This is a genomic window from Variovorax ginsengisoli, assembly GCF_030811835.1.
Lineage (GTDB): Bacteria > Pseudomonadota > Gammaproteobacteria > Burkholderiales > Burkholderiaceae_C > Variovorax > Variovorax ginsengisoli_C.
The window spans coordinates 15,155-37,532 of sequence record NZ_JAUSRO010000006.1 but is presented as its reverse complement, the minus strand read 5'-3'; the positions used below and the strand labels follow the sequence as shown (position 1 = coordinate 37,532).

At 63.7% G+C, this 22,378-nt stretch carries 25 protein-coding genes; 8 read left to right on the top strand and 17 right to left on the bottom strand.

Features of this window, described 5'->3' with window-relative positions; all coding sequences use genetic code 11:
* Positions 1–23 precede the first annotated feature (23 nt).
* On the top strand, positions 24–806 hold the full coding sequence (locus J2W36_RS10340; protein ID WP_307689645.1) for a HesA/MoeB/ThiF family protein: 783 nt from the start codon (positions 24–26) through the stop codon (positions 804–806).
* A gap of 20 nt (positions 807–826) precedes the next feature.
* Here the strand turns inward: J2W36_RS10340 and J2W36_RS10335 are convergent, their stop codons facing one another.
* A complete protein-coding gene (locus J2W36_RS10335; RefSeq protein WP_307689940.1) occupies positions 827–2,833 on the bottom strand; it encodes an AsmA family protein in 2,007 nt (668 codons plus the stop codon).
* 250 nt (positions 2,834–3,083) lie between these two features.
* Between J2W36_RS10335 and J2W36_RS10330 the strand changes: the two genes are divergently transcribed.
* A complete protein-coding gene (locus J2W36_RS10330; RefSeq protein ID WP_307689644.1) occupies positions 3,084–3,536 on the top strand; it encodes a response regulator in 453 nt (150 codons plus the stop codon).
* Between the two features lie 79 nt (positions 3,537–3,615).
* Here the strand turns inward: J2W36_RS10330 and J2W36_RS10325 are convergent, their stop codons facing one another.
* Complete coding sequence (locus J2W36_RS10325) at positions 3,616–4,248, bottom strand: response regulator (protein ID WP_257861680.1); 633 nt, start codon at positions 4,246–4,248, stop codon at positions 3,616–3,618.
* Positions 4,249–4,376: 128 nt separating this feature from the next.
* Here J2W36_RS10325 and J2W36_RS10320 point away from each other — a divergent pair, with 128 nt between their 5' ends.
* The 5 genes from J2W36_RS10320 to J2W36_RS10300 all read left to right on the top strand — a co-directional run bounded on the left by J2W36_RS10320 (position 4,377) and on the right by J2W36_RS10300 (position 7,702).
* Entirely contained in the window at positions 4,377–5,693 is a 1,317-nt protein-coding gene (locus J2W36_RS10320) for a CHASE3 domain-containing protein (RefSeq protein ID WP_307689643.1), read from the top strand.
* Positions 5,694–5,883: 190 nt separating this feature from the next.
* On the top strand, positions 5,884–6,258 hold the full coding sequence (locus J2W36_RS10315; protein ID WP_307689642.1) for a hypothetical protein: 375 nt from the start codon (positions 5,884–5,886) through the stop codon (positions 6,256–6,258).
* A 49-nt stretch (positions 6,259–6,307) separates the two neighbouring features.
* Positions 6,308–6,688, top strand: a complete 381-nt coding sequence (locus tag J2W36_RS10310) for a phage holin family protein (RefSeq protein ID WP_307689641.1) — start codon at positions 6,308–6,310, stop codon at positions 6,686–6,688.
* Positions 6,678–7,160, top strand: a complete 483-nt coding sequence (locus J2W36_RS10305; RefSeq protein ID WP_307689640.1) for a glycine zipper domain-containing protein — start codon at positions 6,678–6,680, stop codon at positions 7,158–7,160. The genes J2W36_RS10310 and J2W36_RS10305 overlap by 11 nt, the downstream gene beginning before the upstream one ends.
* Complete coding sequence (locus J2W36_RS10300; RefSeq protein WP_307689639.1) at positions 7,157–7,702, top strand: ferritin-like domain-containing protein; 546 nt, start codon at positions 7,157–7,159, stop codon at positions 7,700–7,702. Before J2W36_RS10305 ends, J2W36_RS10300 begins: the two co-directional genes overlap by 4 nt.
* Positions 7,703–7,835: 133 nt before the next feature.
* On the opposite strand, the gene J2W36_RS10295 is transcribed toward J2W36_RS10300, so the two are convergent.
* The 7 genes from J2W36_RS10295 to nudB all read right to left on the bottom strand — a co-directional run bounded on the left by J2W36_RS10295 (position 7,836) and on the right by nudB (position 12,015).
* Complete coding sequence (locus J2W36_RS10295) at positions 7,836–8,327, bottom strand: BON domain-containing protein (RefSeq protein ID WP_307689638.1); 492 nt, start codon at positions 8,325–8,327, stop codon at positions 7,836–7,838.
* An 82-nt stretch (positions 8,328–8,409) separates the two neighbouring features.
* On the bottom strand, positions 8,410–8,607 hold the full coding sequence (locus J2W36_RS10290) for a CsbD family protein (RefSeq protein WP_307689637.1): 198 nt from the start codon (positions 8,605–8,607) through the stop codon (positions 8,410–8,412).
* A 120-nt stretch (positions 8,608–8,727) separates the two neighbouring features.
* Complete coding sequence (locus tag J2W36_RS10285) at positions 8,728–9,561, bottom strand: DUF429 domain-containing protein (RefSeq protein ID WP_307689636.1); 834 nt, start codon at positions 9,559–9,561, stop codon at positions 8,728–8,730.
* Between the two features lie 9 nt (positions 9,562–9,570).
* A complete protein-coding gene (locus tag J2W36_RS10280) occupies positions 9,571–9,993 on the bottom strand; it encodes a BLUF domain-containing protein (protein WP_307689635.1) in 423 nt (140 codons plus the stop codon).
* A 4-nt stretch (positions 9,994–9,997) separates the two neighbouring features.
* A complete protein-coding gene (folE, locus tag J2W36_RS10275; protein WP_370869296.1) occupies positions 9,998–10,729 on the bottom strand; it encodes a GTP cyclohydrolase I in 732 nt (243 codons plus the stop codon).
* Between the two features lie 66 nt (positions 10,730–10,795).
* Positions 10,796–11,554, bottom strand: a complete 759-nt coding sequence (locus J2W36_RS10270; RefSeq protein WP_307689633.1) for an endonuclease/exonuclease/phosphatase family protein — start codon at positions 11,552–11,554, stop codon at positions 10,796–10,798.
* Entirely contained in the window at positions 11,551–12,015 is a 465-nt protein-coding gene (gene nudB / locus J2W36_RS10265; protein ID WP_307689632.1) for a dihydroneopterin triphosphate diphosphatase, read from the bottom strand. Before nudB ends, J2W36_RS10270 begins: the two co-directional genes overlap by 4 nt.
* A gap of 193 nt (positions 12,016–12,208) precedes the next feature.
* Between nudB and mqo the strand changes: the two genes are divergently transcribed.
* Positions 12,209–13,888: a malate dehydrogenase (quinone) gene (gene mqo / locus J2W36_RS10260; RefSeq protein WP_307689939.1), complete on the top strand. Its 1,680-nt coding sequence runs from the start codon at positions 12,209–12,211 to the stop codon at positions 13,886–13,888.
* A 115-nt stretch (positions 13,889–14,003) separates the two neighbouring features.
* Here the strand turns inward: mqo and aspS are convergent, their stop codons facing one another.
* From aspS to ubiE, 8 genes are all read right to left on the bottom strand, one after another.
* The gene (aspS, locus tag J2W36_RS10255; protein WP_307689631.1) at positions 14,004–15,809 is read right to left on the bottom strand and encodes an aspartate--tRNA ligase; all 1,806 of its coding nucleotides are present in this window, start codon (positions 15,807–15,809) and stop codon (positions 14,004–14,006) included.
* Positions 15,810–15,847: 38 nt separating this feature from the next.
* Positions 15,848–16,468, bottom strand: coding sequence for a DUF502 domain-containing protein (locus J2W36_RS10250; RefSeq protein ID WP_307689630.1), 621 nt, complete (start codon positions 16,466–16,468; stop codon positions 15,848–15,850).
* Positions 16,469–16,477: 9 nt separating this feature from the next.
* The gene (locus J2W36_RS10245; protein WP_307689628.1) at positions 16,478–16,843 is read right to left on the bottom strand and encodes an FmdB family zinc ribbon protein; all 366 of its coding nucleotides are present in this window, start codon (positions 16,841–16,843) and stop codon (positions 16,478–16,480) included.
* Positions 16,844–16,940: 97 nt separating this feature from the next.
* Positions 16,941–18,383: a high affinity choline transporter 1 gene (locus J2W36_RS10240; protein WP_307689627.1), complete on the bottom strand. Its 1,443-nt coding sequence runs from the start codon at positions 18,381–18,383 to the stop codon at positions 16,941–16,943.
* 13 nt (positions 18,384–18,396) lie between these two features.
* Positions 18,397–19,962, bottom strand: a complete 1,566-nt coding sequence (gene ubiB, locus J2W36_RS10235) for a ubiquinone biosynthesis regulatory protein kinase UbiB (protein ID WP_307689626.1) — start codon at positions 19,960–19,962, stop codon at positions 18,397–18,399.
* Entirely contained in the window at positions 19,959–20,525 is a 567-nt protein-coding gene (locus J2W36_RS10230) for a ubiquinone biosynthesis accessory factor UbiJ (RefSeq protein ID WP_307689625.1), read from the bottom strand. Before J2W36_RS10230 ends, ubiB begins: the two co-directional genes overlap by 4 nt.
* A gap of 48 nt (positions 20,526–20,573) precedes the next feature.
* Positions 20,574–21,611 carry a Tim44 domain-containing protein gene (locus tag J2W36_RS10225; protein ID WP_307689624.1) on the bottom strand — a complete coding sequence of 346 codons (1,038 nt, stop codon included), beginning with the start codon at positions 21,609–21,611 and terminating at the stop codon, positions 20,574–20,576.
* 29 nt (positions 21,612–21,640) lie between these two features.
* Positions 21,641–22,372: a bifunctional demethylmenaquinone methyltransferase/2-methoxy-6-polyprenyl-1,4-benzoquinol methylase UbiE gene (gene ubiE / locus J2W36_RS10220; RefSeq protein WP_307689623.1), complete on the bottom strand. Its 732-nt coding sequence runs from the start codon at positions 22,370–22,372 to the stop codon at positions 21,641–21,643.
* Positions 22,373–22,378: the final 6 nt, after the last annotated feature.

Genomic DNA, 22,378 nt, shown 5'->3' with positions numbered 1-22,378 from the left:
GACTGAAGCCCGGGCATCCAGGCATGGAAGATCTTGAGCTGCTGCGCTACTCGCGCCACATTCTTCTGGAGGAGTTCGGCATCGACGGCCAGGAACGGGTCAGCAGGGCGCATGCCCTGGTGATCGGGGCCGGCGGGCTGGGCTCGCCGGTCGCCTTGTACCTGGCAGCCGCCGGTGTGGGCCGCATCACGCTGGTCGATGATGATGAGGTCGACCTCACCAATCTCCAGCGTCAGGTGGCCCATTCCACGGCACGCGTGGGCCTGCCCAAAGTCGACTCCGCGGCGCAAGCCATGCGCGCGCTGAACCCGACCATCGACGTCGTCACGCATGCGCAGCGCGCCGATGCCGCCCTGCTGGACCAATTGCTGCCCGGCACGGACGTGGTGGTCGACTGTTGCGACAACTTCGCCACCCGCCACATCGTCAACCACGCCTGCGTGGTGCATGGCAAGCCGCTGGTGGCCGGCGCTGCATTGCGCTTCGATGGACAGCTCAGCGTGTACGACACGCGAGACGCCACGTCACCCTGCTACGCGTGCATTTTTCCACCGCAGGCCGACTTCGAGGAAACACGCTGTGCCGTGATGGGTGTGTTTGCACCCGTGGTGGGCACCATCGGCACGCTGCAGGCCAGCGAGGCGCTCAAGCTGCTGGCTGGCATCTCACCGTCGCTGGCCGGCAGCCTGTTGATGTTCGACGGCCGTCGAACCGCATTCGACACGCTTCGGATTGCACGTGACCCCCAATGCGGCGTCTGCGCCACGCGCAAGCCTGTAGCCACGTCCATCACGTCCACGGACTGACGACCGCCGCAGGCAACCGTTCAAGGTTGCCTGGCTCCCTTGGCGCGGGCCGCACCATTGGCCGCGGCTCCTGCGGTGGGACGGTTTGCATCGGCCAGCACGTCCTTGCAGTTCGCATCCTCGCCCGGACCCGTTTCGATGGTTGCAGCCAGCGCCAGCAAGGGATTGATGGCGCCCAAGGCAAGCGCTGCGAGGCCGCGACCGACCAGAGGACCGGCTTCGACACCACCCGAAGGCGAGCCCAGCGTGCCACCGACGACCAGTGGCGTGCGGATCGACAGGATGCTCTTGGCCTTGGGTTGCGGTGTGATCACGAAGTCGAGCCCTTCGGTGGCCAGATTGACCTTGCCCGTGCCAACGAAGACCGCATTGGTGGTGTCGAGCACCAGCGTGCGTCCGCTCGCCACCCCTTTGTTGACATCGAACGCGATGGCAGCACAGCGCAGCTCGACGTTGCGATCGCCGCGCACCAGGAATTTGATGATGTCGCCGCCCACCAGCGTGGCAAACACCGGCAGCAGATTGCCGAACTGTCCGCGCCCGGACAGAACAGCCACGTCACCCGACGCGCCACCCAGCCAGTTGGCCACCGAGTTGCCCGACCCGGACAGATTGATGCGCCCATCGATCCGACCGACACTGTTGCCGGTGGTTTCGAGCTTCGGCACGAGCCGCGCGAGCTGCATGCCACGGATGTCGAGCGAGGCGCGGATGTCCGCAGGGTTCTTGGAACCGTCGATGCGGATTGCCCCCGCCAGCTTGCCGCCCCCCACGCCGAGATCGAGGGGATCAAGCGTGAGCACACCGTCCTTGAGCTTGACCTGCACGCTGCCTTTGTCCAAAGGGATCTCGCGAACGTTCTTGATGCGGTCGGCCGTGTATTTGACGTCGGCATTCATCGCTCGCAGCCGATCGAAGTCCAGCGTGGCCGCAGGCAGCACCTTGCCGCCAGGCCGCTTGGCCTGCACGGTCGAAGGGGGTGCCACGCCCTCGATGGCACTCGCCGAACGCGCGGTCGGCGCCAGGCCGATCAGCGGCCCCAGGTCGTCCATGTCCATGACGCGCGAGCGCAGGTCGCCGCTCAGGTAAGCGGGCTTGGGCCCCTGGTCGAACTTCATCTCACCGCCGATGTCCGAAAGACCGAGTCGACCTTTGAGGGCCGCAACCGTCCAAAGCGTTCCCTGCTTGCGAAGATCGCCTGCCAGCGCATAAGGCGAGCTTTGGGGCAAGGCAATGCCCAGCAGCCGATAGAGGTCGCCGAGGTTCTGCCCACGCAGATCGAACTGGGCGGTGAGACCGTCGAGAGTCTGCAGGCTTGCCACACTGCCGGAAGCCTTCAATCGCGTCTGGCCGGCCACGGCATTGATGGAGAGCGGAAACGGCGGTTGCCCAGCCGCCGTCAGCTGCATCACATTGCCCATGGCCCCGGTCGCGCTGAGCGGCTGCTTCTGGTACGTGCCCTTGATCTTGTAGGAAAGCGGCATGTCGCCCCGCGCGGAGTCAAAATCGACGTCGGCGTGCAAATCGACGCCAAGATGCGAAGCAAGGAAGTCGATCGACCCGCCGTCGATCTGCAGCAGGCCGACGGTCGGGACCGAGCCCTCGTCAGCCGTGTCCTTGCCGAGTGCCCAAGTGCGTCGGCCATCGGCTTCCATCTGAAGGCCGAGCGACGGCGACACCAGTGACAGTCGCGGAATCACGACCTTGCCCCCAATCAGCGGCCAGAGGCGAACGTCGAAATCGGCACGGTCGGTGCGCACCAGGTAAGGATCACGGGCCCACGATGGATTGGCGAACTCAACGCCGTCCAGGACGATCGTTGCACCTCTAAACCCCAAATGCACATCCAGTCGGCGTGTAATCTCGAACTTGCGACCCGTCTTATCGCTCACATAGCGGTTGACGGGCTGGCGCAGAACATCCCATGGAAAGAATACGACCACAAGAACCAGCACCATCAGCAGCACGATCAGTCCTGCCAACAGCTTGAAAATCAGTGGCTGTCTCGACATATTGAATTTATTCATGGGTATCCTGACCAGGCGAGAGGCAACGAAACAGCTACGTGAGACGACGACAACTGACGCAGAATGGCTAAGCTCTTGCGTCAAGCAGTATGAAGGTAGCCTAAACCCGGCGACACCTAGCGCCGGTCAGCACCTCACGGCACCCCCTGTGCGGGTTGACCTACGGTACGACGGCGGCCGGTGGGAAAGCGCCTACACGGGGACTCCCTTGCGCCCTGCATGAAAAGACACGACTTTCGTTATCATTTGTATGCAGTCGCGGCACATCGCTTCGGGATGTGCAAGGGTGGCTCGGCGACAGGATTACAGATTGAAAACTTACATCGTCGAGGACAACCCCACGATCCGCGAAAACTTGGTGGGCACGCTCGAGGAGCTCACACAAGTCAAGCCCATAGGCTTTGCGGCGACCGAGGATGAGGCGCGCCAATGGCTCACGGCCCACGCGCAGGACTGGGAGCTGGTCATCGTCGACCTGTTTCTCAAGCAGGGCAGCGGCCTGGGCGTGCTGCAGGCATGTGCGACCCGCAACAGCTGGCAGAAAGTCGTGGTACTGAGCAACTATGCCACTGCCGATATCCGCCAGCGCTGCGCCCAGTTGGGATCCGACGCAGTGTTCGACAAATCCAACGAAATCGAAGCGCTGATCGACTTCTGTGCGGTCATGGCCGCTGCGCGCGCGTCAAACGACAACGCGCAATGACGCCGTTCTGGGACGCCTTGCGCGTGGCTGGAAATACGCCGGCGTCGCCGCCATGACGGCGGCGCCGGAAAGACCGATCTCAGTCGATCAGCTTGTTCTTCAGCGCGTAATAGGTCAGATCGCTGTTGGACGAAAGATTCATCTTCTCCATCAGGCGCGTGCGGTACGTGCTCACGGTCTTCACCGACAACGACAGCGTCTTGGCAATGTCGCCCGCGGTTTCACCCTTGGCCAGTTTGAGGAACACCTGAAACTCACGCTCGGACAACTGTTCGTGCGGTGCGGCGTCATCCTTTCGGTCGAGCTGGCGTGCGAGCAGTTCGGCCACGGCCGGCGTGATATAGCGGCGACCGAGAGAAATGGTGCGAATCGCGTTCACGATATCGATCGGGTCACATTCCTTGTTCAGGTAGCCGCTTGCACCTTGGCGGATGAGGTTCATCGCGTAGTGCTCCTCCGGATAGCCGCTGAGGATGAGGATGCCGACATCAGGCGCCTTGGCGCGAATCATCGCGAGAGCATCGATGCCGCTCTGCCCGGGCATGGACAAGTCCATCACCAGCACGTCGAGTTCCGTGGTACGCACGAGTTCGATCGCTTCGCGGCCGCTTGCGGCCTCTCCCGCCACACGCAAATCGACGTGCTCGGAGAAAAATTGGCGCAAGCCGGAGCGCACGATGGCGTGGTCGTCCACAATTCCGATCTTGATCATCTGTTACTTTCTTCGTTGTCTGCGTCCATGAGGCGCAATATGCTGAGCACTCGTCGGCGCCAATTATTCCCGAATTTCTCGAGCTCGCTTCTTTCGGAGACCCCATGCGCCGGATAACTTTCCATAAGATGGCACTGAACCTCGTGCTGGCCGCCCTGGCCGCACTGGTTTTGATTGGCATCAACGAGGCAGGTTATCGCCAATCGCGCCAGGAAGTGCAGGCCGTGCGCGAGACCCAGGTGGCACGCCTGGCCCTCAACAAACTGCTGCAGGACATCGTCGATGCAGAAACGGGCCAGCGCGGCTACCTGCTGACAGGCGAGCCGAGTTACCGTGCGCCGTACGACGCGGCCATTGCTTCGGTCAACGACCGAATCGACGCCTTGCGCAAAATCTACCGAAGCGATGCACGCGAAGCCGCTGCAGTCGAAGTGCTGGCCGGGCACGTTGCGCGCAAGCTGGCAGAAATGGAAATGAGCGTTCGCTTGCGCAAAAGCAACAACGAGGACGCATGGAAGTTCGTCATCACGACCGATGTCGGGCGGGAAGAAATGCAGGCCATCCGCGCACAGGTCGCCACACTCATGGCTTTCAGCGACCAGACGCTGGCGCACGGCCAGCGGCAGATCGCCCAATCGCTCGCATTCGGCCGTTTTGGCATTCCGGCGGTAGTGCTCGCTGCACTGATCGCATTTGTCCTGTACCTGCGTCAGACGGCTGCCCTGCACGCGGCCGATCAACGCCAGCAAACTGTGCTGCAACGCGAGCGCAACGCGCTGGAGGGCGAAGTGCGAGATCGCACCGCCACGCTGGCCGAGCTCGCAACCCATTTGCAGAATGTTCGGGAATCCGAGCGCGCCCACCTCGCGCGCGAGCTCCACGACGAGTTGGGCTCGCTGCTGACTGCGGCCAAGCTCGATGTGGCGCGGCTGAGATCGCGCCTGGCCGATATCCCCGACGCCATCCAGCGGCTGCAGCACCTGACCGAGTTGCTCAACAGCGGCATTGCGCTCAAGCGCCGCATCATCGAAGACCTGCGGCCGTCATCGCTGTCGAACCTCGGACTGGTCGCATCTCTGGAGATCCTGGGCCGGGAGTTTGCCGAACGATCGGCCATCCAGGTCGAGATGACACTCGAGCCTGTCGAGCTGGATGACGCCAAGCAACTCACTGTTTACCGGATGGTGCAGGAAAGCCTGACGAACATCGGCAAGTATGCGCAGGCCACCAAGGCTTCCGTCACGATGAAGACCCAGGGCCACCAGGTGCTGATCGAAGTCGGCGACGACGGTCAAGGCTTCGACACGGAAAGTGTGCGCCCGTCGACCCACGGCCTGACAGGCATGCGCCATCGCGTGGAGGCAGCGCATGGCACCTTGACGGTGGTGTCGACGCCAGGAGCAGGCAGCCGCCTGAGCGCACGCCTGCCTACAACCGGGCCCTGAACACCGCCCCCTCATTGTCGGTCTGGCGTTCGTACGCCGCTCTCCTACGAATCGCGCCCCTGGCTGCTGACAGGGTGTGGACGGGCCGAGCGCTTATGCTCGTTCCACGTCGTTGAGATACGGCCCGGTCTGCTGTTGTCGCTAAGATGATTTGCCGACCATTCCATCATTTTCAGTAAAGGAATCTCTCATGAACACCAGCGCCAAGACACCTTCGCAACTCGCCGATGAAGCCAGCAAGACGGCCAACGAAGCGATCGACGCGACCCGTGCCTACGCCCAGAACGCGGTGAACGCAGCCGGCGAAAAGGTTCGCGATCTGCGTCGCGATGCAGAGCCGGCGGTCGAGCAGATTGCAGCGCGTGTTCAACAAGCCGTGCAGCGTGGCCTGGACGCAGCGTCGCACACGAGCGCCCGCGCACAGCGCCGGCTCGAAAAGGCCGCTGACGTGACCGGACGCTACATCTCCGACCAGCCCGTGCGCTCGGTCCTGGTGGCTGCTGCCGCCGGCGCCGCAATCACAGCTCTGATCGTGCTGGCGAGCCGTCGTCGTGACGACTACTGATCTGCACTGACCCTCGCTTCGCTCTGTTCGGCTCGTTATCCGGGACCCCATGCTCCATCCAATTTTCTCGACGGTGCTTGGGCACCCTGACCTTGTCGCCGAGCACTTGGCCAATTACGCGGCACTCCTGCGGGACGAGGCTTCTCAGGCAGGCCGCAATGCCATCGCCCGCATCGTCGCGGGCGTACTCGCTGCCATTGCGGGCATGCTCGCACTGGGTCTGATTGGCATCGCAGTCATGCTGGGCGTGCTGCACGGCAGTTTCCATTGGGTGCTTGCCGTGGTACCCGGTGTGGCGGTGATTTGTGCCCTGATTGCAGGCTACGTCGCTTCGCGTCCTTCGACCGCCCATGCGTTCGAAGATGTCCGCGCACAGATCGAGGCGGACATCCACGCCATGCGCAACTCGGGAGGTCGCCATGCCGATTGACTCCCATGTCCTGACGCCGCAGCAGCGGTTGGCCATTTCGCGACGCGCGCTGGTACGCCAACTTCGGGGCGACAGCGGTGACGCCCACGCCAATGAATACGATGCGTACGACGCAGGCCCGGGGGAAGACCCCGCTCATGGCGGCGCCCTTGATCGACCTGACAGCAACGGCGGCGCCAACCTTCCCTGGCTGAGCGTGGCGCGGCGTGTTGGCGAACGCTGGTGGCGCAGGCACCCAGCGAATGCCGCCGCTCAGCTCGCCAAGCCCTTGTTGCAGCGCTATGCCCGTGAACGGCCCTTCAAGGTCGTGGGTATCGCCGCAGGTGTGGGCGCGCTGCTCGTCGTCGTCAAGCCGTGGCGATTGCTGTCGATCACAGCCATCGCAGCGGCAGTGCTCAAGACATCCGACGTGGCCGATCTGGTGACCACGTTGATGCACAACAACAACTCCCCACGAAAGGATCCACCATGAACGCTGTTGCAAGCCCACCCAAGAACCGTCTCCAGCTCGACGAAAAGGCCATCAGTGCAGCCGGTCAGCATCTGGACGATGGTGCCGTCACGCCGAGCTATGGTCCCTGGCGCGATGACATCGTGAAATTGCTCAATGATGCCCTGGCGACTGAACTGGTCTGCGTGCTGCGTTACAAGCGCCACTACTTCACTGCCGACGGCGTTACGTCGCCGGCGATTGCGGACGAATTCCTGGTCCACGCCAACGAAGAAGCGGGCCACGCCGATCGTATTGCGGAACGCATCGTTCAGCTCGGCGGCGAACCCGACTTCAATCCGTCGCAGCTGCTGTCTCGCAGCCACGCGAACTACGACGAATCCAAGGATTTGCAGTCGATGGTCCGCGCCAACTTGGTTGCCGAACGTATTGCAGTGGAAAGCTATCGCCAGATGGTCGCACTGATCGGCGACAAGGATCCGACGACACGTCGCATGCTCGAAGAGATTCTTGCCGACGAGGAAGAGCATGCCGACGAGCTCAAGGACTGGCTGGAACGCTGACCGATTGAAGCGATAGGGCCGCTGTGCGGCTTTATCAGGCCTTCATGAGACGCAAAAAAGCCCGCACACAATGGACTGTGCGGGCTTTTTTCATGGGAGATGCCCGGCGCTACCGGGACCCTCCCGCAAGCGACTACATCGCTTTGACTTCGAGCCGGTTGTCGACCGAGCTGACGCCTTGCACCGACCTCGCGATGTCCTCGGCACGTGCCTTGGCTGTTGCGCTGGGTGCGGGTCCATTCAGGGTGACGACACCACCCTTGGTGTCGACATTGATCTTGATTGCGCTCAAGTCAGGGTCCTTGGCGAGCCCTGCGGACACCGATGCCGTCAGCGCTGCGTCGTCGATGGCGCCCTTGGCTTGCGTCGCACCTTGGCGAGCGGTGGCCTCGCCCGATGCCGTCGATGCATCGATTTTTGCCTTCGCCTCGCTGGCCATCTGATCGACCTTTTCTTTGGCTTCTGCGCCAGCCTGCTCGGTCTTGGCAATGGCGGCATCGACCTTTTCGCCCGCCGTGGTGCCATTGGACTTGTCGCCGCACGCGGCGAGCGACAGCGCGGCGCAGGCCACAGCGGTTGCGATCCAGATTCGGGACGTGCGGGTGGACTCGGTTGTCATCTTCATTTTGAACCTCCTGTGCGTAGGGAAAGCGTGCGAGCGTCTATGACTGCGCCACTGCGGGCCGCAGCAGCGCAGGCCATCAGGCTCACAGCTTGTCGGCGCCCGACTTGATGGCGTCCTTGGCCTTTTCCTTGGTGTCGCCGTAGGTGCTTTGCACCTTGCCCGAGGCTTGGTCCACCGTTCCTTCGGCTTGCAGCTTTTCGCTACCGGTCACTTTGCCGACCACTTCCTTGACCTTGCCCTTGGCTTGATCGAGACGGCCTTCTACTTGGTCTTTGTTCATGGTTAACTCCTTTGAGGTTGCTGGATTGAGTGGGCTCATAAGAAACCACCCAGTGCAATCTATCTTTCGGAGTCCGCATAAGGCCACCGCCGGGAGCGCGTCGAGGTGTAAGACGCAGACTCAGGCTGTCGCAATCCAACCCTCCACGGGATCGATACCCACAGGCAGCCCGAACCCAGGTCCGGCACTGTCGCAATGGACTTGCGCCCAGGCCGCTTGAACCAGGCACAGGACGGCGTCAAGAAGGTCGCCCTGCGCGTCGGCCAGAAGCTGGTCCCGCTGGGAATGGCTGACCGACAGGCGCAAGCCGAGGCGCGTTGCGCCACGCTCGAGTGCATTGAGAAGGTCGGCCCGGGCGACCCAGCGCTCGGTGGTCTGCTTGGCGGCATCGTCGCTCTTGTAGCTGCGGCGGCCAATCAACTCACGCGCCAGCAGACCCGGGTAAGCCTCGAGCGCGACCCGACGCGCGCCGCCAGGCAGAGCCGCCCCGGGCACATGAAGCCCGGGCACTATGGCACCGGCGGCCAGCAGTCGCGGCACACCCGCATGCAACATGAACGCCACGGGCGGATTCACCCACTTCATCGACGGACTGGCGCCTGCTGGCGCATCGGTCGCACGGTGAGCGAACTTGCTTCCCACGGGTCGCGAGGCACAGAAGGCCGCGAAAACCTCCCGAATCTCCGCACGGCTCAGGCTTGCATAGTGGGCAATCAAGGTCGGCCAGTCCTGCGGCCAATTCAGCGCGACCACGAGTTCCCGCGGCAGGCCGAACGGAAAATCGAAGCCGCCCACCCATGAAGGATTCTCCTGCAGCCAGGCACCCCATGCGTCGAGCGACCTGAAGAGCAGCCAACGGTCGAGAGCGACTCGCCCGCCCCGCGCGATGCCCAGCGCCACGACGATCGGCTTGCGCGCCGTCGGAGCGCTCGAAAAATCGCAGCCGAACAGCAAAGCCGAGCGTCAGTTGCGCCCGACGATCGCGGCAGTGGCCATCAGCTCTTCCAGCAGCGCCAGGGACACCTTGCCCGATACCGCATACGGGTCGAGTTCGGGACGCTCGGAATAGCGCAGCAACGTCGCCGCATGCACCCGCGTCAAATTGACCTGCCCCATGGTCCAGCCACCGAAACGGCGCTCGGCAATTTCCTCGTAGTGCAGCAACACCACGTCCTTGTGACGGGGATCGCGCTGGATGTGACCATACAGTTCACTGATGGCGACACGGCCACCTTCGATCGCCTGCAGGAACACACCGCCGCCATAGCAAAGGATGCCCGTGATGCCACACGGAATGTTGTGTGCGCGGGATTGGGTCAGGATGCCCTCGATGGCAGCCGGGTTGCTGTCGACCGCACGGCTGGCGTAGAGAAGACGTACGAGCATGGCTTCAGCCCTTGCGTGGCAACAGTGAAAGAAACTCGCGTCGCAGGCTGGGGTCCTTGAGAAAGACACCGCGCATGACGGAATTGATCATCTTGCTGTCCATCTCCTTCACGCCGCGCCACGCCATGCAGAAATGCTCGGCCTCCATGACCAGCGCCAGGCCATCGGGCTGCGTCTTTTCCTGGATCAGGTCGGCCAGCTGAACGACCGCCTCTTCCTGGATCTGCGGGCGCCCCATGATCCACTCGGCGAGCCGCGCGTACTTGGACAGCCCGATCACGTTGGTGTGCTCGTTGGGCATCACGCCGATCCACAGCTTGCCGATGATCGGGCAGAAGTGATGCGAACAGGCACTGCGCACCGTGATCGGCCCAACGATCATCAATTCGTTGAGATGCTCGGCGTTGGGAAACTCCGTGAGTTTGGGCGCTTGCACGTACCGGCCCGCGAACACCTCGTTGAGGTACATCTTGGCGACGCGGCGCGCGGTGTTGTCGGTGTTGTGATCGTGCTCGACATCGATCACCAGGCTGTCGAGAACACCCTTCATCTTGATCTCGACCTCGTCGAGCAGGGCCGCCATTTCACCGGGCTCGATGAAGTCCGCAATGTTGTCGTTGGCGTTGAAGCGCTTGCGTGCTGCCCGCAGGCGCTCGCGGATCTTCACCGACACGGGCGTACCCTCGTCGTCGGGGGCCGGAGCGGGTTGCGTGTCTGCGTCCAGTTTCATAAGCATCCAAATATCGTACCAGTGAATGGCCTGAAGGCCTGCTGCCGCCGACGTCCAGCCCAGGCGGTACAGCTACTCTTTCGATAGCAGAAAATCCGTCAGCAGCGGCAGGTGATCGGACATGCGCGCCCAGATCGGTCCACGCGGCACGCTGGAGTCCAGCGGCGTCAACCGGCGCGCGTAGATGAAATCAAGTTGCGTGATCGGCAGGCGCGACGGATAGGTGAGCGTAGGAGGCCCGCGCAGGTCGCTGGCGTCACGCATGCCCATCGCATTCATCGCATAGCGCATGCGCGCACCCCAGTCGTTGAAGTCGCCCGCCACGATGACTGGATCGTCCGGGGGAATTTCGCGGTCGATGAACTCGCGCAGCCGGGCGATCTGGCGCACGCGGCTGCCCTTGATCAGGCCCAGGTGCACGACGATGGCATGGATATGCCGGCCCTCGACCTCGATCACCACATGCAGCAGGCCCCGCTGCTCGAAGCGGTGGTCGGAGATGTCGTGGTGGTTCTGGCGGATGACCGGCCAGCGCGTCAGCAGTGCGTTGCCGTGTTCGCCATGGCGCGTGATCGCGTTGGTCTCGTAGACCGCGGTGTAGCCCTCGGGCGCCAGAAAATCGGCTTGCGGCAGCTCGGGCCAGCGCGCGAATTGCCGCTCGCCCTGACGGTTCATCTTGCGCACCTCCTGCAGGCACACGATGTCCGCATCCAGCTGTTCGATCGCGTGGCCCAGGTTGTGAATCTCGAGCCGGCGTGCCGGCCCGATGCCTTGCACGCCCTTGTGGATGTTGTAGGTCGCCACCCGGAAGGCGTTGGGATTCGGTGTCATCGCGCAAATTGTGGCAGCAGGAGCACGGCCTCGGCATTCGAAGGAGAAAAGCAGGCATCGGCCGCTTCGCGGTAAGGCAACCATTGCCAGTGCGTGTGCTCGCGCGGTGCGAGTACCGGCACGAAACGCTCGGGCACGCACAGTCCGAACAGATGCTCGGTGTTGCGCGTGACCCCGGGTGCATAGCGGCGGCGCCAGCGCGAATAGATTTCGTAGATGTTTGTCAGTTCCCAGTCGCGCAACTGCGAAGCCAGCGGGCTTGAGGGGCCACAGTCGATGCCCGTTTCCTCTGCCACTTCCCGGGCGGCCGTCACAGCCAACGCCTCCTGTGGTGTGTCCTTGCTGCCGGTGACCGACTGCCAGAACACCTCGCTCGCATCGGCGCGCCGGATCAGCAGTACGTCGAGGGCAGGCGTGTAGATCACGACCAGCACCGACTCGGGAATCTTGAAAGGTCTCATCGCATATCGATCGCCAAGGCCGACAAAGCAGCCGACATTACCCCAGGCCACCTCCCTTCGCACGACCCAAGTATTGGCCCTCGGTAAAATACCAATTGACATCAAGGAGCTTCTTGGCTTTCTTGTTCCCTTTTCCGTCCGTGCACAGTCCGCTACGGAAGTCGGATGTTTCCCACCAAGTATGAATGAAATGATGCTGAAGAAAACGTACCCGGCGCTGCTGGGATTCGCCCTTTCCCTGGCCGTGGCCGCCCTGCCCGTCCACGCGGCGGAGCCCCGCAAGGTCGATGTCGTCCTCATCGGCGGTGGCATCATGAGCGCCACGCTCGGCGTGTGGCTCAACGAACTGGAGCCGGGCTGGTCCATGGAAATGGTCGAGCGGCTGGATGGCGTGGCCAAGGAAAGCTCCAACGGCTGGAACAACGCGGGCACCGGTCACTCCGCACTCGCCGAACTCAACTACACGCCAGAGGACAAGAACGGCAAGGTCGAGATCGTCAAGGCCGTCGAGATCAACGAAGCATTCCAGATTTCGCGCCAGTTCTGGGCCTGGCAGGTCAAGAACAACGTTCTGAAGAATCCACGCTCGTTCATCAACTCCACGCCGCACATGAGCTTCGTGTGGGGCGACGAGAACGCCACATTCCTCAAGAAGCGGTACGAAGCCCTGCAGGCCAGCCCGCTGTTTGGTGGCATGCAATATTCGGAAGATCCCGAACAGATCAAGAAGTGGGTGCCCCTCATGATGGAGGGCCGTGATGGCAAGCAGCGCATCGCCGCGACCTGGTCGCCGCTCGGCACGGATGTGAACTTCGGCGAGATCACGCGTCAGTTCGTCGGGCATCTCCAGACCCAGCCGAATTTCGCGCTGAAGCTCTCCAGCGAAGTGCAGGACATCACGCGCAACGCCGACGGCACCTGGCGCGTGGCGTACAAGAACCTCAAGGACGGCACGGCCACGCAGACCGATGCCAAGTTCGTCTTCATCGGTGCAGGCGGCGGTGCATTGCACCTGCTGCAGAAGTCCGGCATCCCCGAGGCCAAGGATTACGCGGCGTTCCCGGTGGGCGGCTCCTTCCTCGTCACGGACAACCCGGCCGTCACCGACCAGCATCTGGCCAAGGCCTATGGCAAGGCGTCCGTCGGCGCGCCACCGATGTCCGTGCCGCATCTGGACACCCGCATCCTGGACGGCAAGCGCGTGATCCTGTTCGGACCCTTTGCGACCTTCTCGACCAAGTTCCTGAAGGAAGGTTCGTACCTCGATCTCTTGACCAGCACCACGCCGCACAACGTCTGGCCGATGGTCAAGGTCGGTGTCGATCAGTACGCGCTGGTCGAATACCTGGCAGGCCAGCTCATGCTGTCCGACGACGACCGTCTCAAGGCGCTGCGCGAGTATTTCCCGAATGCCAAAAAGGAAGACTGGCGTCTCTGGCAGGCCGGTCAGCGCGTGCAGGTCATCAAGCGTGACAAGGAGCATGGCGGCGTCCTGAAGCTGGGCACCGAAATCGTCAGCGCCAAGGATGGCAGCATCGCGGGCCTGCTCGGCGCATCGCCCGGTGCGTCCACTGCCGCGCCCATCATGCTGGACCTGATGAAGACGGTGTTCAAGGACAAACTGGCCACGCCCGCCTGGCAAGCCAAGATCCGCCAGATCGTTCCGAGCTATGGCACGCAGCTCAACAGCGACCCGGCACGGGTGGCAGAGGAATGGGCTGCCACCAGCCAGGTTCTGCAACTGGCGCCCCCGCCGGCCCTCACGCCAACCAAGGCAACGACGGCAACCACACCTCAACCCGCGCCGCGCGGCGAGCCCGCAGCCGAGCCACAGAAACAGAAGACCAAGCCAGCCGCGGACTTGGCGCTCTGATCATCACCCGAACTGCATGACCGGTTGCAACGCCGGTCTCGTCAGGTCCAACAAAAAAGGGTCGCCGCAGCGACCCTTTTTCATTGGAGTCCGTCTTCCTGACGCAGGCTACTCGTCAGGCTGCAGGCTGCACGTTGCGCAGCTTGATGTGCAGTTCGCGCAGTTGCTTCTCGTCGACCTGGCTCGGGGCCTGCGTCAGCAGGTCCTGCGCGCGCTGCGTCTTCGGGAAGGCGATCACGTCGCGAATCGAATCGGCACCGGTCATCAGCATCACCAGGCGGTCCAGGCCGATGGCAATGCCACCGTGCGGTGGTGCGCCGTATTGCAGGGCGTCGAGCAGGAAACCGAACTTTTCCTGTGCATCCTCGGCGCTGATCTTCAAAGCGCGGAACACCTTGCTCTGCACTTCCTCGCGGTGGATACGAACCGAGCCGCCGCCCATCTCGATGCCGTTGAGCACCATGTCGTAGGCCTTGGCGATGCACTTCTCGGGGGCCGTATCCATCAGGTCTTCATGCCCGTCCTTGGGCGCCGTGAACGGATGGTGCACGGCCGACCAGCGCTGGCCTTCCTCGTCGAACTCGAACATCGGAAAGTCGACCACCCACAGCGGCGCCCAGCGGTCCTCGAAGAGGCCCGCCTTCTTGCCGAAGGCGCTGTGGCCAATCTTCACGCGCAGCGCGCCCATCGCGTCGTTGACGACCTTTTCCTTGTCGGCGCCGAAAAACAGGATGTCGCCGTTGCGGGCACCCGTGCGCGCGATGATCTCGGCGAGCGAGGCATCGTCGAGGTTCTTGACGATCGGGCTTTGCAGGCCGTCACGGCCGGCCGCCGCATCATTGACCTTGATGTAAGCCAGTCCCTTGGCACCGTAGATCTTGACGAACTCGGTGTATGCATCGATTTCGCTGCGTGGCATGCCGCCTTCGGCGCCGCCGCCAGGCACGCGCAAGGCAACCACACGGCCGCCCTTCATGGTGGCAGCGTTCGAGAACACCTTGAAATCGACGCGCTTCATTACCTCGGTGAGTTCGGTGAATTCCAGTTTCACGCGCAGGTCGGGCTTGTCCGATCCGTACTTGAACATGGCGTCGCCGTAGCTCATGGTGGGAAACACCGGCAGGTCGATATCGGCAGCTTCGCGGAATACCTTGCGGATCATGCCTTCGAACATCTCGCGGATTTCTTCCTCGGCCATGAACGAGGTTTCGATGTCGATCTGCGTGAATTCGGGCTGGCGGTCGGCGCGCAGGTCTTCGTCGCGGAAGCACTTGACTATCTGGTAGTAGCGGTCGTAACCGGCCACCATCAGCAACTGCTTGAACAGCTGAGGCGACTGCGGCAAGGCGTAGAACGCGCCGTCGTGCACGCGGCTGGGCACCAGGTAGTCGCGCGCGCCTTCGGGCGTGGACTTGCCGAGCATCGGCGTCTCGATGTCGATGAAGCCGTTGGCGTCAAGGAACTTGCGCGCTGCCATGGTCACCTTGTAGCGCCGGATCATGTTGTTCTGCATCGCCGGGCGGCGCAGGTCCAGCACGCGGTGGGTCAGGCGCGTCGTTTCCGACAGGTTGTCGTCATCCAGCAGGAACGGCGGCGTGACAGACGGGTTCAGCACCTTGAACTCGTGGCAGAGAACTTCGATCTTGCCGCTCTTGAGGCCGTCGTTGGTCGTGCCTTCGGGACGCGCGCGCACCAGACCCTTGATCTGCACGCAGAACTCATTGCGCACGCCTTCGGCCACGGCGAAGGTGGATGCGCGATCCGGGTCGCACACGACCTGCACATAGCCTTCACGGTCACGCACGTCGACGAAGATCACGCCGCCGTGGTCGCGCCGACGGTTGACCCAACCGCACAAGGTGACGGTTTCGCCCAATTGGGCTTCGGTCACAAGACCGCAATAGTGAGAACGCATGGCCATAAGTGGATTCCGGCGCCCAGAGGGCGCGATTCATTGTTTTACTTGGTCGCGATCGCCGTGGGGCCACCCGGCACCACGACGCCCATCGAGACGATGTACTTGAGCGCGTCGTCCACGCTCATCTTGAGTTCGATGCAGTCGCTGCGCTTGAGCATCACGAAGTAGCCGCCCGTCGGGTTGGGTGTGGTCGGCACGTAGACGCCCAGGTAGTCGCCACCACCCAGATGGGTCTGCACGTCGCTGCCGGGCGTACCGGTGACAAAGGCGATGGTCCAGACATCGGCACGCGGCCATTCGATCAGCACGGCCGTGCGGAAGGCATTGCCGTTCTCGGAGAACAGCGTGTCCGACACCTGCTTGACGCTGGAATAGATGGAACGCACCACCGGAATGCGGCGCACCACGGCATCGCCCCAGCCCAGCAGGCGCTTGCCGACGAAATTGCTGGCCACGGCGCCGACCACCAGCAGGATGGCCAGCGTGAGCAGCACGCCCAGGCCGCGCACGTGATGGTCGTACAACCAACGCTGCCATTCCTCAGGCAGCAGCCAGAGCGTCTGGTCGAGCGTGCCGATGATCCAGTTGAGCACACCCAGCGTGATCGCCAGCGGCACGATGACCAGCAAGCCGGACAGCAACCATTTGCGGAGTGCAAGCATGGCGCGGACTCAGTCGTTCTTGGTGGACGCGGCAGGTGCGGGCGCAGGTGCCGGGGCGGGTGCAGGCGCCGGGCTGGAGGCCGATGCGCCCGCGGGCGGAGCAACAGGCCCCGTGGCGGGTGCCGATGTGGTACCGGCCGCAGCGGGTGCGCCGGCATCGCCACCGGCCGCGTCGCCGGACTTCTTGCCGCCGCCTTCGCGGAAGTCGGTCACATACCAGCCCGAGCCCTTGAGCTGGAAGCCGGCCGCGGTGACCTGCTTTTCGAGCGCGCTCGCCCCGCACGCCGGGCACACCGTCAGGGGTGCATCGGACATTTTTTGCAGGGCGTCCTTGGCGAAGCCGCAGGCACTGCATTTGTAGGCGTAGATAGGCATGGAAGTTGGGGACAGAAAAGAGCGACGCAGCTGCCGCTCGCAAAGCCCTCAATTATAGCGGCCCGGACCGCTCGCCCCGCCCGCCAGTCCGGCACGCTCAGTCCACAGCCAGTGGGCGGTGCGGCGTGCGCGTGTTGGGCACCCATTGCGGCGTCAGCGATCCAATCGCCATGCCGGCAAAGGACGCCAGCACACCCGCGAGTTGTGCCGGGAACTGCTCGCCCCACGGCATCCCCAGGAACAGCAGCCACACGCCGATGCCGCAGACCACCGACGCCACGGCACCCTGCGTGCTGGCGCGCTGCCAGTAGAGCCCGCAGACCAGCGGCACGAAGGCACCGACCAGCGGCACCTGGTAGGCACCCGACACCAGCTCGTAGATCGGCGTGCCCTGCATGCGGATCGAGTAGGCCAGCACAGCGGCGCTGAACACCAGCGTGGTGACGCGCATGGTGCGCAGGTTTTCACGGTCGGTGCCCGCCGGGCGGAACTGGCGCCAGATGTTTTCGGTGAAGGTGACACTCGGCGCCAGCAACGTGGCCGATGCCGTCGACTTGATGGCCGACAGCAGTGCGCCGAAGAACAGCACCTGCATCACGAATGGCATGCGTTCGAGCACCAGCGTCGGGAGCACTTTCTGTGGGTCTTCCTTGAGCAGCGCTGCCGTCTGCTCCGGCATGATGAGCAAGGCGCTGGCCACCAGGAACATGGGCACGAAGGCGAACAGGATGTAGGCGACGCCGCCAATGACCGGGCCGCGCGTGGCGGCCTTCACGCTGTTGGCGGACATGACCCGCTGGAACACGTCCTGCTGCGGAATCGAGCCGAGCATCATCGTGATGGCGGCCGCGAAGAAGAACACGATGTCATGCCAGCTCGGTTCGGGCCAGAACTTGAACAGATCCTTGCTCACCGCGAAAGCGACCACCCTGTCGGCGCCGCCAGCCATCCGACCCGCGAACATGGCAATCACCGCCAGGCCCAGCACGAGGATGATCATCTGGATGAAATCGGTCACCGCGACCGACCACATGCCGCCGAAGAGCGTGTACGCCAGGATCGAGACCACGCCGATCACCATGCCTGCCGGAATGCTGATCGCGCCGGCCGACAGCACGTTGAACACCAGCCCCAGCGCTGTCACCTGCGCCGACACCCAGCCCAGGTAGCTCAGCATGATGATCAGGGAGCACGCCACTTCGACCGTACGGCCATAGCGTTCGCGGTAGTAGTCGCTGATGGTCAGCAGCGTCATGCGGTAGAGCTTGCCCGCAAAGAAGAGACCGACCAGGATCAGGCAGGTGCCTGCACCAAAGGGGTCTTCGATGACGCCGTGGAGCCCCCCTTCGATGAACTTGGCGGGAATGCCCAGCACCGTTTCGGAGCCGAACCAGGTCGCGAAGGTCGTCGTGACGATCATGAAAAGCGGCAGGTGCCGCCCGGCGATGGCGAAGTCGGTGGTGTTCTTCACGCGCCTGGCCGCAACGAGGCCAATGGCAATCGTGGCCAGCAGATAGACGACGACCAGGGTCAGCAGCACGGCGGGATCTCCTTCAGAAAAGATTCAGGCGCATGCCCGCGAGCATCGCCGCCAGACCCAATACAAATCCCATGCCACCGTAGACGAAACCCTGCAGTACGCGGTTCTGCCGCTTCTGCGCGCGCAGCAGCTCCAGCAGTTCGCGCCGATTGTCGGCAGGCCGATGCTCCAGGAACTCGTGCAGCAGCCGCGGCAGTTGCGGCAGCAACTTGGCGTAGCGCGGCGCCTCGGCGCGCAGCTGGGCGAACAACCGCTTCGGCCCCACCTGGTCGATCATCCATTTCTCGAGAAACGGCTTGGCGGTGGCCCACAGGTCGAGTTCCGGATCGAGCTGCCGGCCCAGGCCTTCGATGTTCAACAGCGTCTTTTGCAGAAGCACCAGCTGCGGCTGGATCTCCACGTGGAAGCGGCGCGACGTCTGGAACAGGCGCATCAGCACCATGCCCAGCGAGATTTCCTTGAGCGGCCGATCGAAATACGGCTCGCAGACCGTGCGGATCGCCGCCTCGAGCTCGTCGATGCGGGTGCCCACGGGCACCCAGCCGCTTTCCAGGTGCAGCTCGGCCACGCGCTTGTAGTCGCGCCGGAAGAACGCGACGAAGTTCTGCGCGAGGTACTCCTTGTCCGACTCGGTCAGCGTGCCCACGATACCGAAATCCAGCGAGATGTAGCGCCCGAAGGTCTCGGGCGCCAGACTCACCTGGATGTTGCCCGGGTGCATGTCGGCATGGAAGAAACCGTCGCGAAACACCTGCGTGAAAAAGATGGTGACGCCGTCGCGTGCCAGCGTCGGAATGTCGACGCCCGCCGCTCGCAAACGCTCGAGCTGGGCAATGGGCACACCCTTCATGCGCTCCATCACGATCACTTCCGGATGGCAGAAGTCCCAGAACATCTCCGGGATCAGCACCTTCTCCAGCTTTTCCATGTTGCGACGCAGCTGCGCGGCATTGGCGGCCTCGCGCACCAGGTCCAGCTCGTCGTGCAGGTACTTGTCGAATTCCGCCACCACCTCACGGGGTTTCAGGCGCTTGCCGTCGGTCGACAGGCTGTCGACCCAGCCGGCCATCATGGCCATCAGCGCCAGGTCTTTTTCCATGACGCCGCGCATGCCCGGGCGCAGCACCTTGACGGCCGCCTCGCGCACCTGGCCGTCGCGCATGCGCACGGTGGCAAAGTGGACTTGGGCAATCGACGCGCTCGCCACCGGTGTCTCGTCGAACTGAACGAAGATGTCGGCCAGCGGACGGCGGAATGCGCGCTCGATCGTGGCCACGGCCACGGCAGAGGGGAAAGGCGGCACCCGGTCTTGCAGGAAAGCCAGCTCGTCGGCGATGTCCGGGGGCAGCAGGTCGCGGCGGGTCGACAGCACCTGGCCGAACTTCACGAAGATCGGACCCAGCCGCTCGAGCGCCTCGCGCAACCGCTGGCCGCGCGGCGCGTCCAGGTTGCGGCCCACCGACACGACGCGCGCCACCACGCGCAGCCACGGTTTCTGGAAACTGGTCAGTACGAGCTCGTCGAGCCCGTAGCGCAATGCGATCCAGACGATGTAGATGCCGCGATAGAACCGGCTCATTCGACGCCCGCGGACCCGGTGCCGCCAGCGTTCCTGCCGGCAGCGCGGCCGCCGACGAATCGGCGCAACGCGTCGGCCATGCGGCGCGCACCATTGCCGATCGTGTGAGCGGGCACGTCACCGATCACGCGTGCGAGGTCATCCTCGACGTCCCATCGCACGTGGTCCACCAACCAGTTGACCTCGGCGGCCAGTTGCACGTCGCCGACGATGCGCACCGCGGGTTTGTCGCCGCGCAGGGTGGAGCGTGCCAGCCCCAAGGGCGAGGTTTCGGTGACGGTGAGCGTGAGTTCGGGCACCGCGCCTTCAGGCGCCAGATCGAGCAGACCGGCCGGCGTGGCAACCAGCCGCATCGTGACGAAACGCCATTCGAACTGGACGACGCGCCCCTTCTGGCGAAGCAGGCGTTGCTGCGCCTCGGGTTCCTGCTGCAGCACATGGTTGAGGAACAGCACCGCGCGATGCTGGACTTCATGCACAGCCCAGGCAGGCGGCTGGAGCCGACTGCCGACGCGGCTGAAGAGGTCGTCGAGAAAAGAAAATGGGGACGATGGTGTGGCCATGTCCCCATTATCCCGCCTAAGGATGGCCTTGCGGCCATCCGGTGCTCATCACTGCAAGGCTTGCACGCCTGCCACGAGCCAACCGCTCGAACCGCTGAGCGGCTTGGTCATGTTCCAGACTTCGCGGAACGGGCTCGGGCCCGCTGATGCGTCTTCACGGATCATGCCGGAGAACTCCACGCTGGCCATATAGGCGTCCGGAAGTTCCTCGATGCCCAGCAGCTTCGCGTCGAGCATGACCACATCGGTCTTGTTTGGCTGGCCACCGGTATGGCTGGCACGATCGGCCAACTGCGTCTGGATCTCACCGACCATCTCGTCGGTCATCATCGAGCGCAGCATGGTCACGTCGGCGCGATCCCAGGCGTCCTGCAGCGTCACGAAGTTGCGCTTGGCCGCGTTCAGGAAACCGTCGACGTCGAAACCGGCAGGAATGCCCCACGACTGCGAACCGGCCAGGGCCGAACCGATCATGCTGGCGCCGCCGGCCACAGCGGCACCGGCCATCGACGAACCACCGGCGCTGCGCTCGGGCTGGTGTGCGGGCTCGGCGTCAAAAGAGGCGGTATTGCGTTCCCACGGACGGGCCGAGGCGTCGTTGCCGACATTGCCGGCGCTGTAGGACGTCGGCATCGGCGCGTTGCCAGCACCCTGGAAGGCCAGGTTGCCATCACGCCCACCATTGCCGGCGCGGCCAGCGCGCGAACGTGCCGAAAAGAAGCGCCAGGCCATGAAACCGGCAGCGATCAGCAAGCCAATCAGCAGAATGTTGGCGAACCCGGCGCCCAGGCCGAGCGAATGCGCCAGCCAGGCGAGGCCGAGACCGGCCGCCAGACCGCCCAGCATCGCACCCCACGGACGCTTGGGCGCGGCCGCCGCAGCCGGCGGCGTGCCTGGACGCTGAGCCGCAGCGTTGGCATTCTGCGCGGGCGCACCGGGCGTGGCTGCCGGCGGCGTGGCCTGCCGCTGTGTCACGTTGGACGACTGGCGACCGAAAGACTTGCCACCGCCCACACGGGCGGCCTCTGCCTGCAGACTTCCCAACGCCAGCGCACCCACCAAAATCACGGACCAGAACTTCTTCATCGTGTCTCCTCTTCCAGAAAAACTCGGGTTCAACACTTGATTCCAACATGCAGGGCGACCACGCCCCCCGACATGTTGTGATAGTCCACATGGCCGAAACCGCCCTCTTTCATGAGGGATTTCAGTTCGTCCTGGGACGGATGCATGCGGATGGATTCGGCCAGGTAGCGATAGCTCGCGTCGTCGCCCGCCACCAGCTTGCCCAGGCGAGGCAGCACGCTGAACGAATACCAGTCGTAGGCCTTGGCCAGCGGCTTGGCTACCTTGGAAAATTCGAGCACGAGCAGCTTGCCGTTGGGCTTGAGCACGCGGTTCATTTCCTTGAGCGCCACGTCCTTGTGCGTCATGTTGCGCAGGCCGAAGGCCACCGTGACCACGTCGAAATGGTTGTCGGCAAAGGGCAGCTTCTCGGCGTCGCACACCATCGTAGGCAGCGAGACGCCCGCATCGAGCAGCCGGTCGCGGCCCGTGCTCAGCATGGCGGCATTGATGTCGGTATGAACCACCTGCCCCGTGGCGCCCACCTTCTTGGAGAAGGCCAGTGCAAGGTCGCCTGTACCGCCGGCAATGTCCAGCACACGCGAGCCCTCGCCCACGTTGGCCACCATGACGGTGTACGCCTTCCAGGCGCGGTGCAACCCCAACGACATGAGGTCGTTCATGAGGTCGTAACGGGTGGCGACGGAGTCGAACACGCCGCGCACGCGGCGCGCCTTGTCGTTTTCGTCGACTTTTTCGAAGCCGAAATGGGTGGTGCTCATGCCCCC

What these genes read in the sequence shown, in the direction of transcription:
- J2W36_RS10245 (WP_307689628.1), bottom strand. Translation starts at nt 16,843, where the DNA reads ATGCCTATCTACGCCTACAAATGCAGTGCCTGCGGCTTCGCCAAGGAC.
- J2W36_RS10300 (WP_307689639.1), top strand. Translation starts at nt 7,157, where the DNA reads ATGAACGCTGTTGCAAGCCCACCCAAGAACCGTCTCCAGCTCGACGAA.
- J2W36_RS10330 (WP_307689644.1), top strand. Translation starts at nt 3,084, where the DNA reads ATGCAGTCGCGGCACATCGCTTCGGGATGTGCAAGGGTGGCTCGGCGA.
- J2W36_RS10310 (WP_307689641.1), top strand. Translation starts at nt 6,308, where the DNA reads ATGCTCCATCCAATTTTCTCGACGGTGCTTGGGCACCCTGACCTTGTC.
- mqo (WP_307689939.1), top strand. Translation starts at nt 12,209, where the DNA reads ATGCTGAAGAAAACGTACCCGGCGCTGCTGGGATTCGCCCTTTCCCTG.
- J2W36_RS10230 (WP_307689625.1), bottom strand. Translation starts at nt 20,525, where the DNA reads ATGGCCACACCATCGTCCCCATTTTCTTTTCTCGACGACCTCTTCAGC.
- J2W36_RS10295 (WP_307689638.1), bottom strand. Translation starts at nt 8,327, where the DNA reads ATGAAGATGACAACCGAGTCCACCCGCACGTCCCGAATCTGGATCGCA.
- J2W36_RS10335 (WP_307689940.1), bottom strand. Translation starts at nt 2,833, where the DNA reads ATGAATAAATTCAATATGTCGAGACAGCCACTGATTTTCAAGCTGTTG.
- J2W36_RS10340 (WP_307689645.1), top strand. Translation starts at nt 24, where the DNA reads ATGGAAGATCTTGAGCTGCTGCGCTACTCGCGCCACATTCTTCTGGAG.
- J2W36_RS10320 (WP_307689643.1), top strand. Translation starts at nt 4,377, where the DNA reads ATGGCACTGAACCTCGTGCTGGCCGCCCTGGCCGCACTGGTTTTGATT.
- J2W36_RS10315 (WP_307689642.1), top strand. Translation starts at nt 5,884, where the DNA reads ATGAACACCAGCGCCAAGACACCTTCGCAACTCGCCGATGAAGCCAGC.
- J2W36_RS10290 (WP_307689637.1), bottom strand. Translation starts at nt 8,607, where the DNA reads ATGAACAAAGACCAAGTAGAAGGCCGTCTCGATCAAGCCAAGGGCAAG.
- J2W36_RS10305 (WP_307689640.1), top strand. Translation starts at nt 6,678, where the DNA reads ATGCCGATTGACTCCCATGTCCTGACGCCGCAGCAGCGGTTGGCCATT.
- aspS (WP_307689631.1), bottom strand. Translation starts at nt 15,809, where the DNA reads ATGGCCATGCGTTCTCACTATTGCGGTCTTGTGACCGAAGCCCAATTG.
- J2W36_RS10325 (WP_257861680.1), bottom strand. Translation starts at nt 4,248, where the DNA reads ATGATCAAGATCGGAATTGTGGACGACCACGCCATCGTGCGCTCCGGC.
- nudB (WP_307689632.1), bottom strand. Translation starts at nt 12,015, where the DNA reads ATGAGACCTTTCAAGATTCCCGAGTCGGTGCTGGTCGTGATCTACACG.
- ubiB (WP_307689626.1), bottom strand. Translation starts at nt 19,962, where the DNA reads ATGAGCCGGTTCTATCGCGGCATCTACATCGTCTGGATCGCATTGCGC.
- J2W36_RS10250 (WP_307689630.1), bottom strand. Translation starts at nt 16,468, where the DNA reads ATGCTTGCACTCCGCAAATGGTTGCTGTCCGGCTTGCTGGTCATCGTG.
- J2W36_RS10270 (WP_307689633.1), bottom strand. Translation starts at nt 11,554, where the DNA reads ATGACACCGAATCCCAACGCCTTCCGGGTGGCGACCTACAACATCCAC.
- folE (WP_370869296.1), bottom strand. Translation starts at nt 10,729, where the DNA reads ATGCTTATGAAACTGGACGCAGACACGCAACCCGCTCCGGCCCCCGAC.
- ubiE (WP_307689623.1), bottom strand. Translation starts at nt 22,372, where the DNA reads ATGAGCACCACCCATTTCGGCTTCGAAAAAGTCGACGAAAACGACAAG.
- J2W36_RS10225 (WP_307689624.1), bottom strand. Translation starts at nt 21,611, where the DNA reads ATGAAGAAGTTCTGGTCCGTGATTTTGGTGGGTGCGCTGGCGTTGGGA.
- J2W36_RS10280 (WP_307689635.1), bottom strand. Translation starts at nt 9,993, where the DNA reads ATGCTCGTACGTCTTCTCTACGCCAGCCGTGCGGTCGACAGCAACCCG.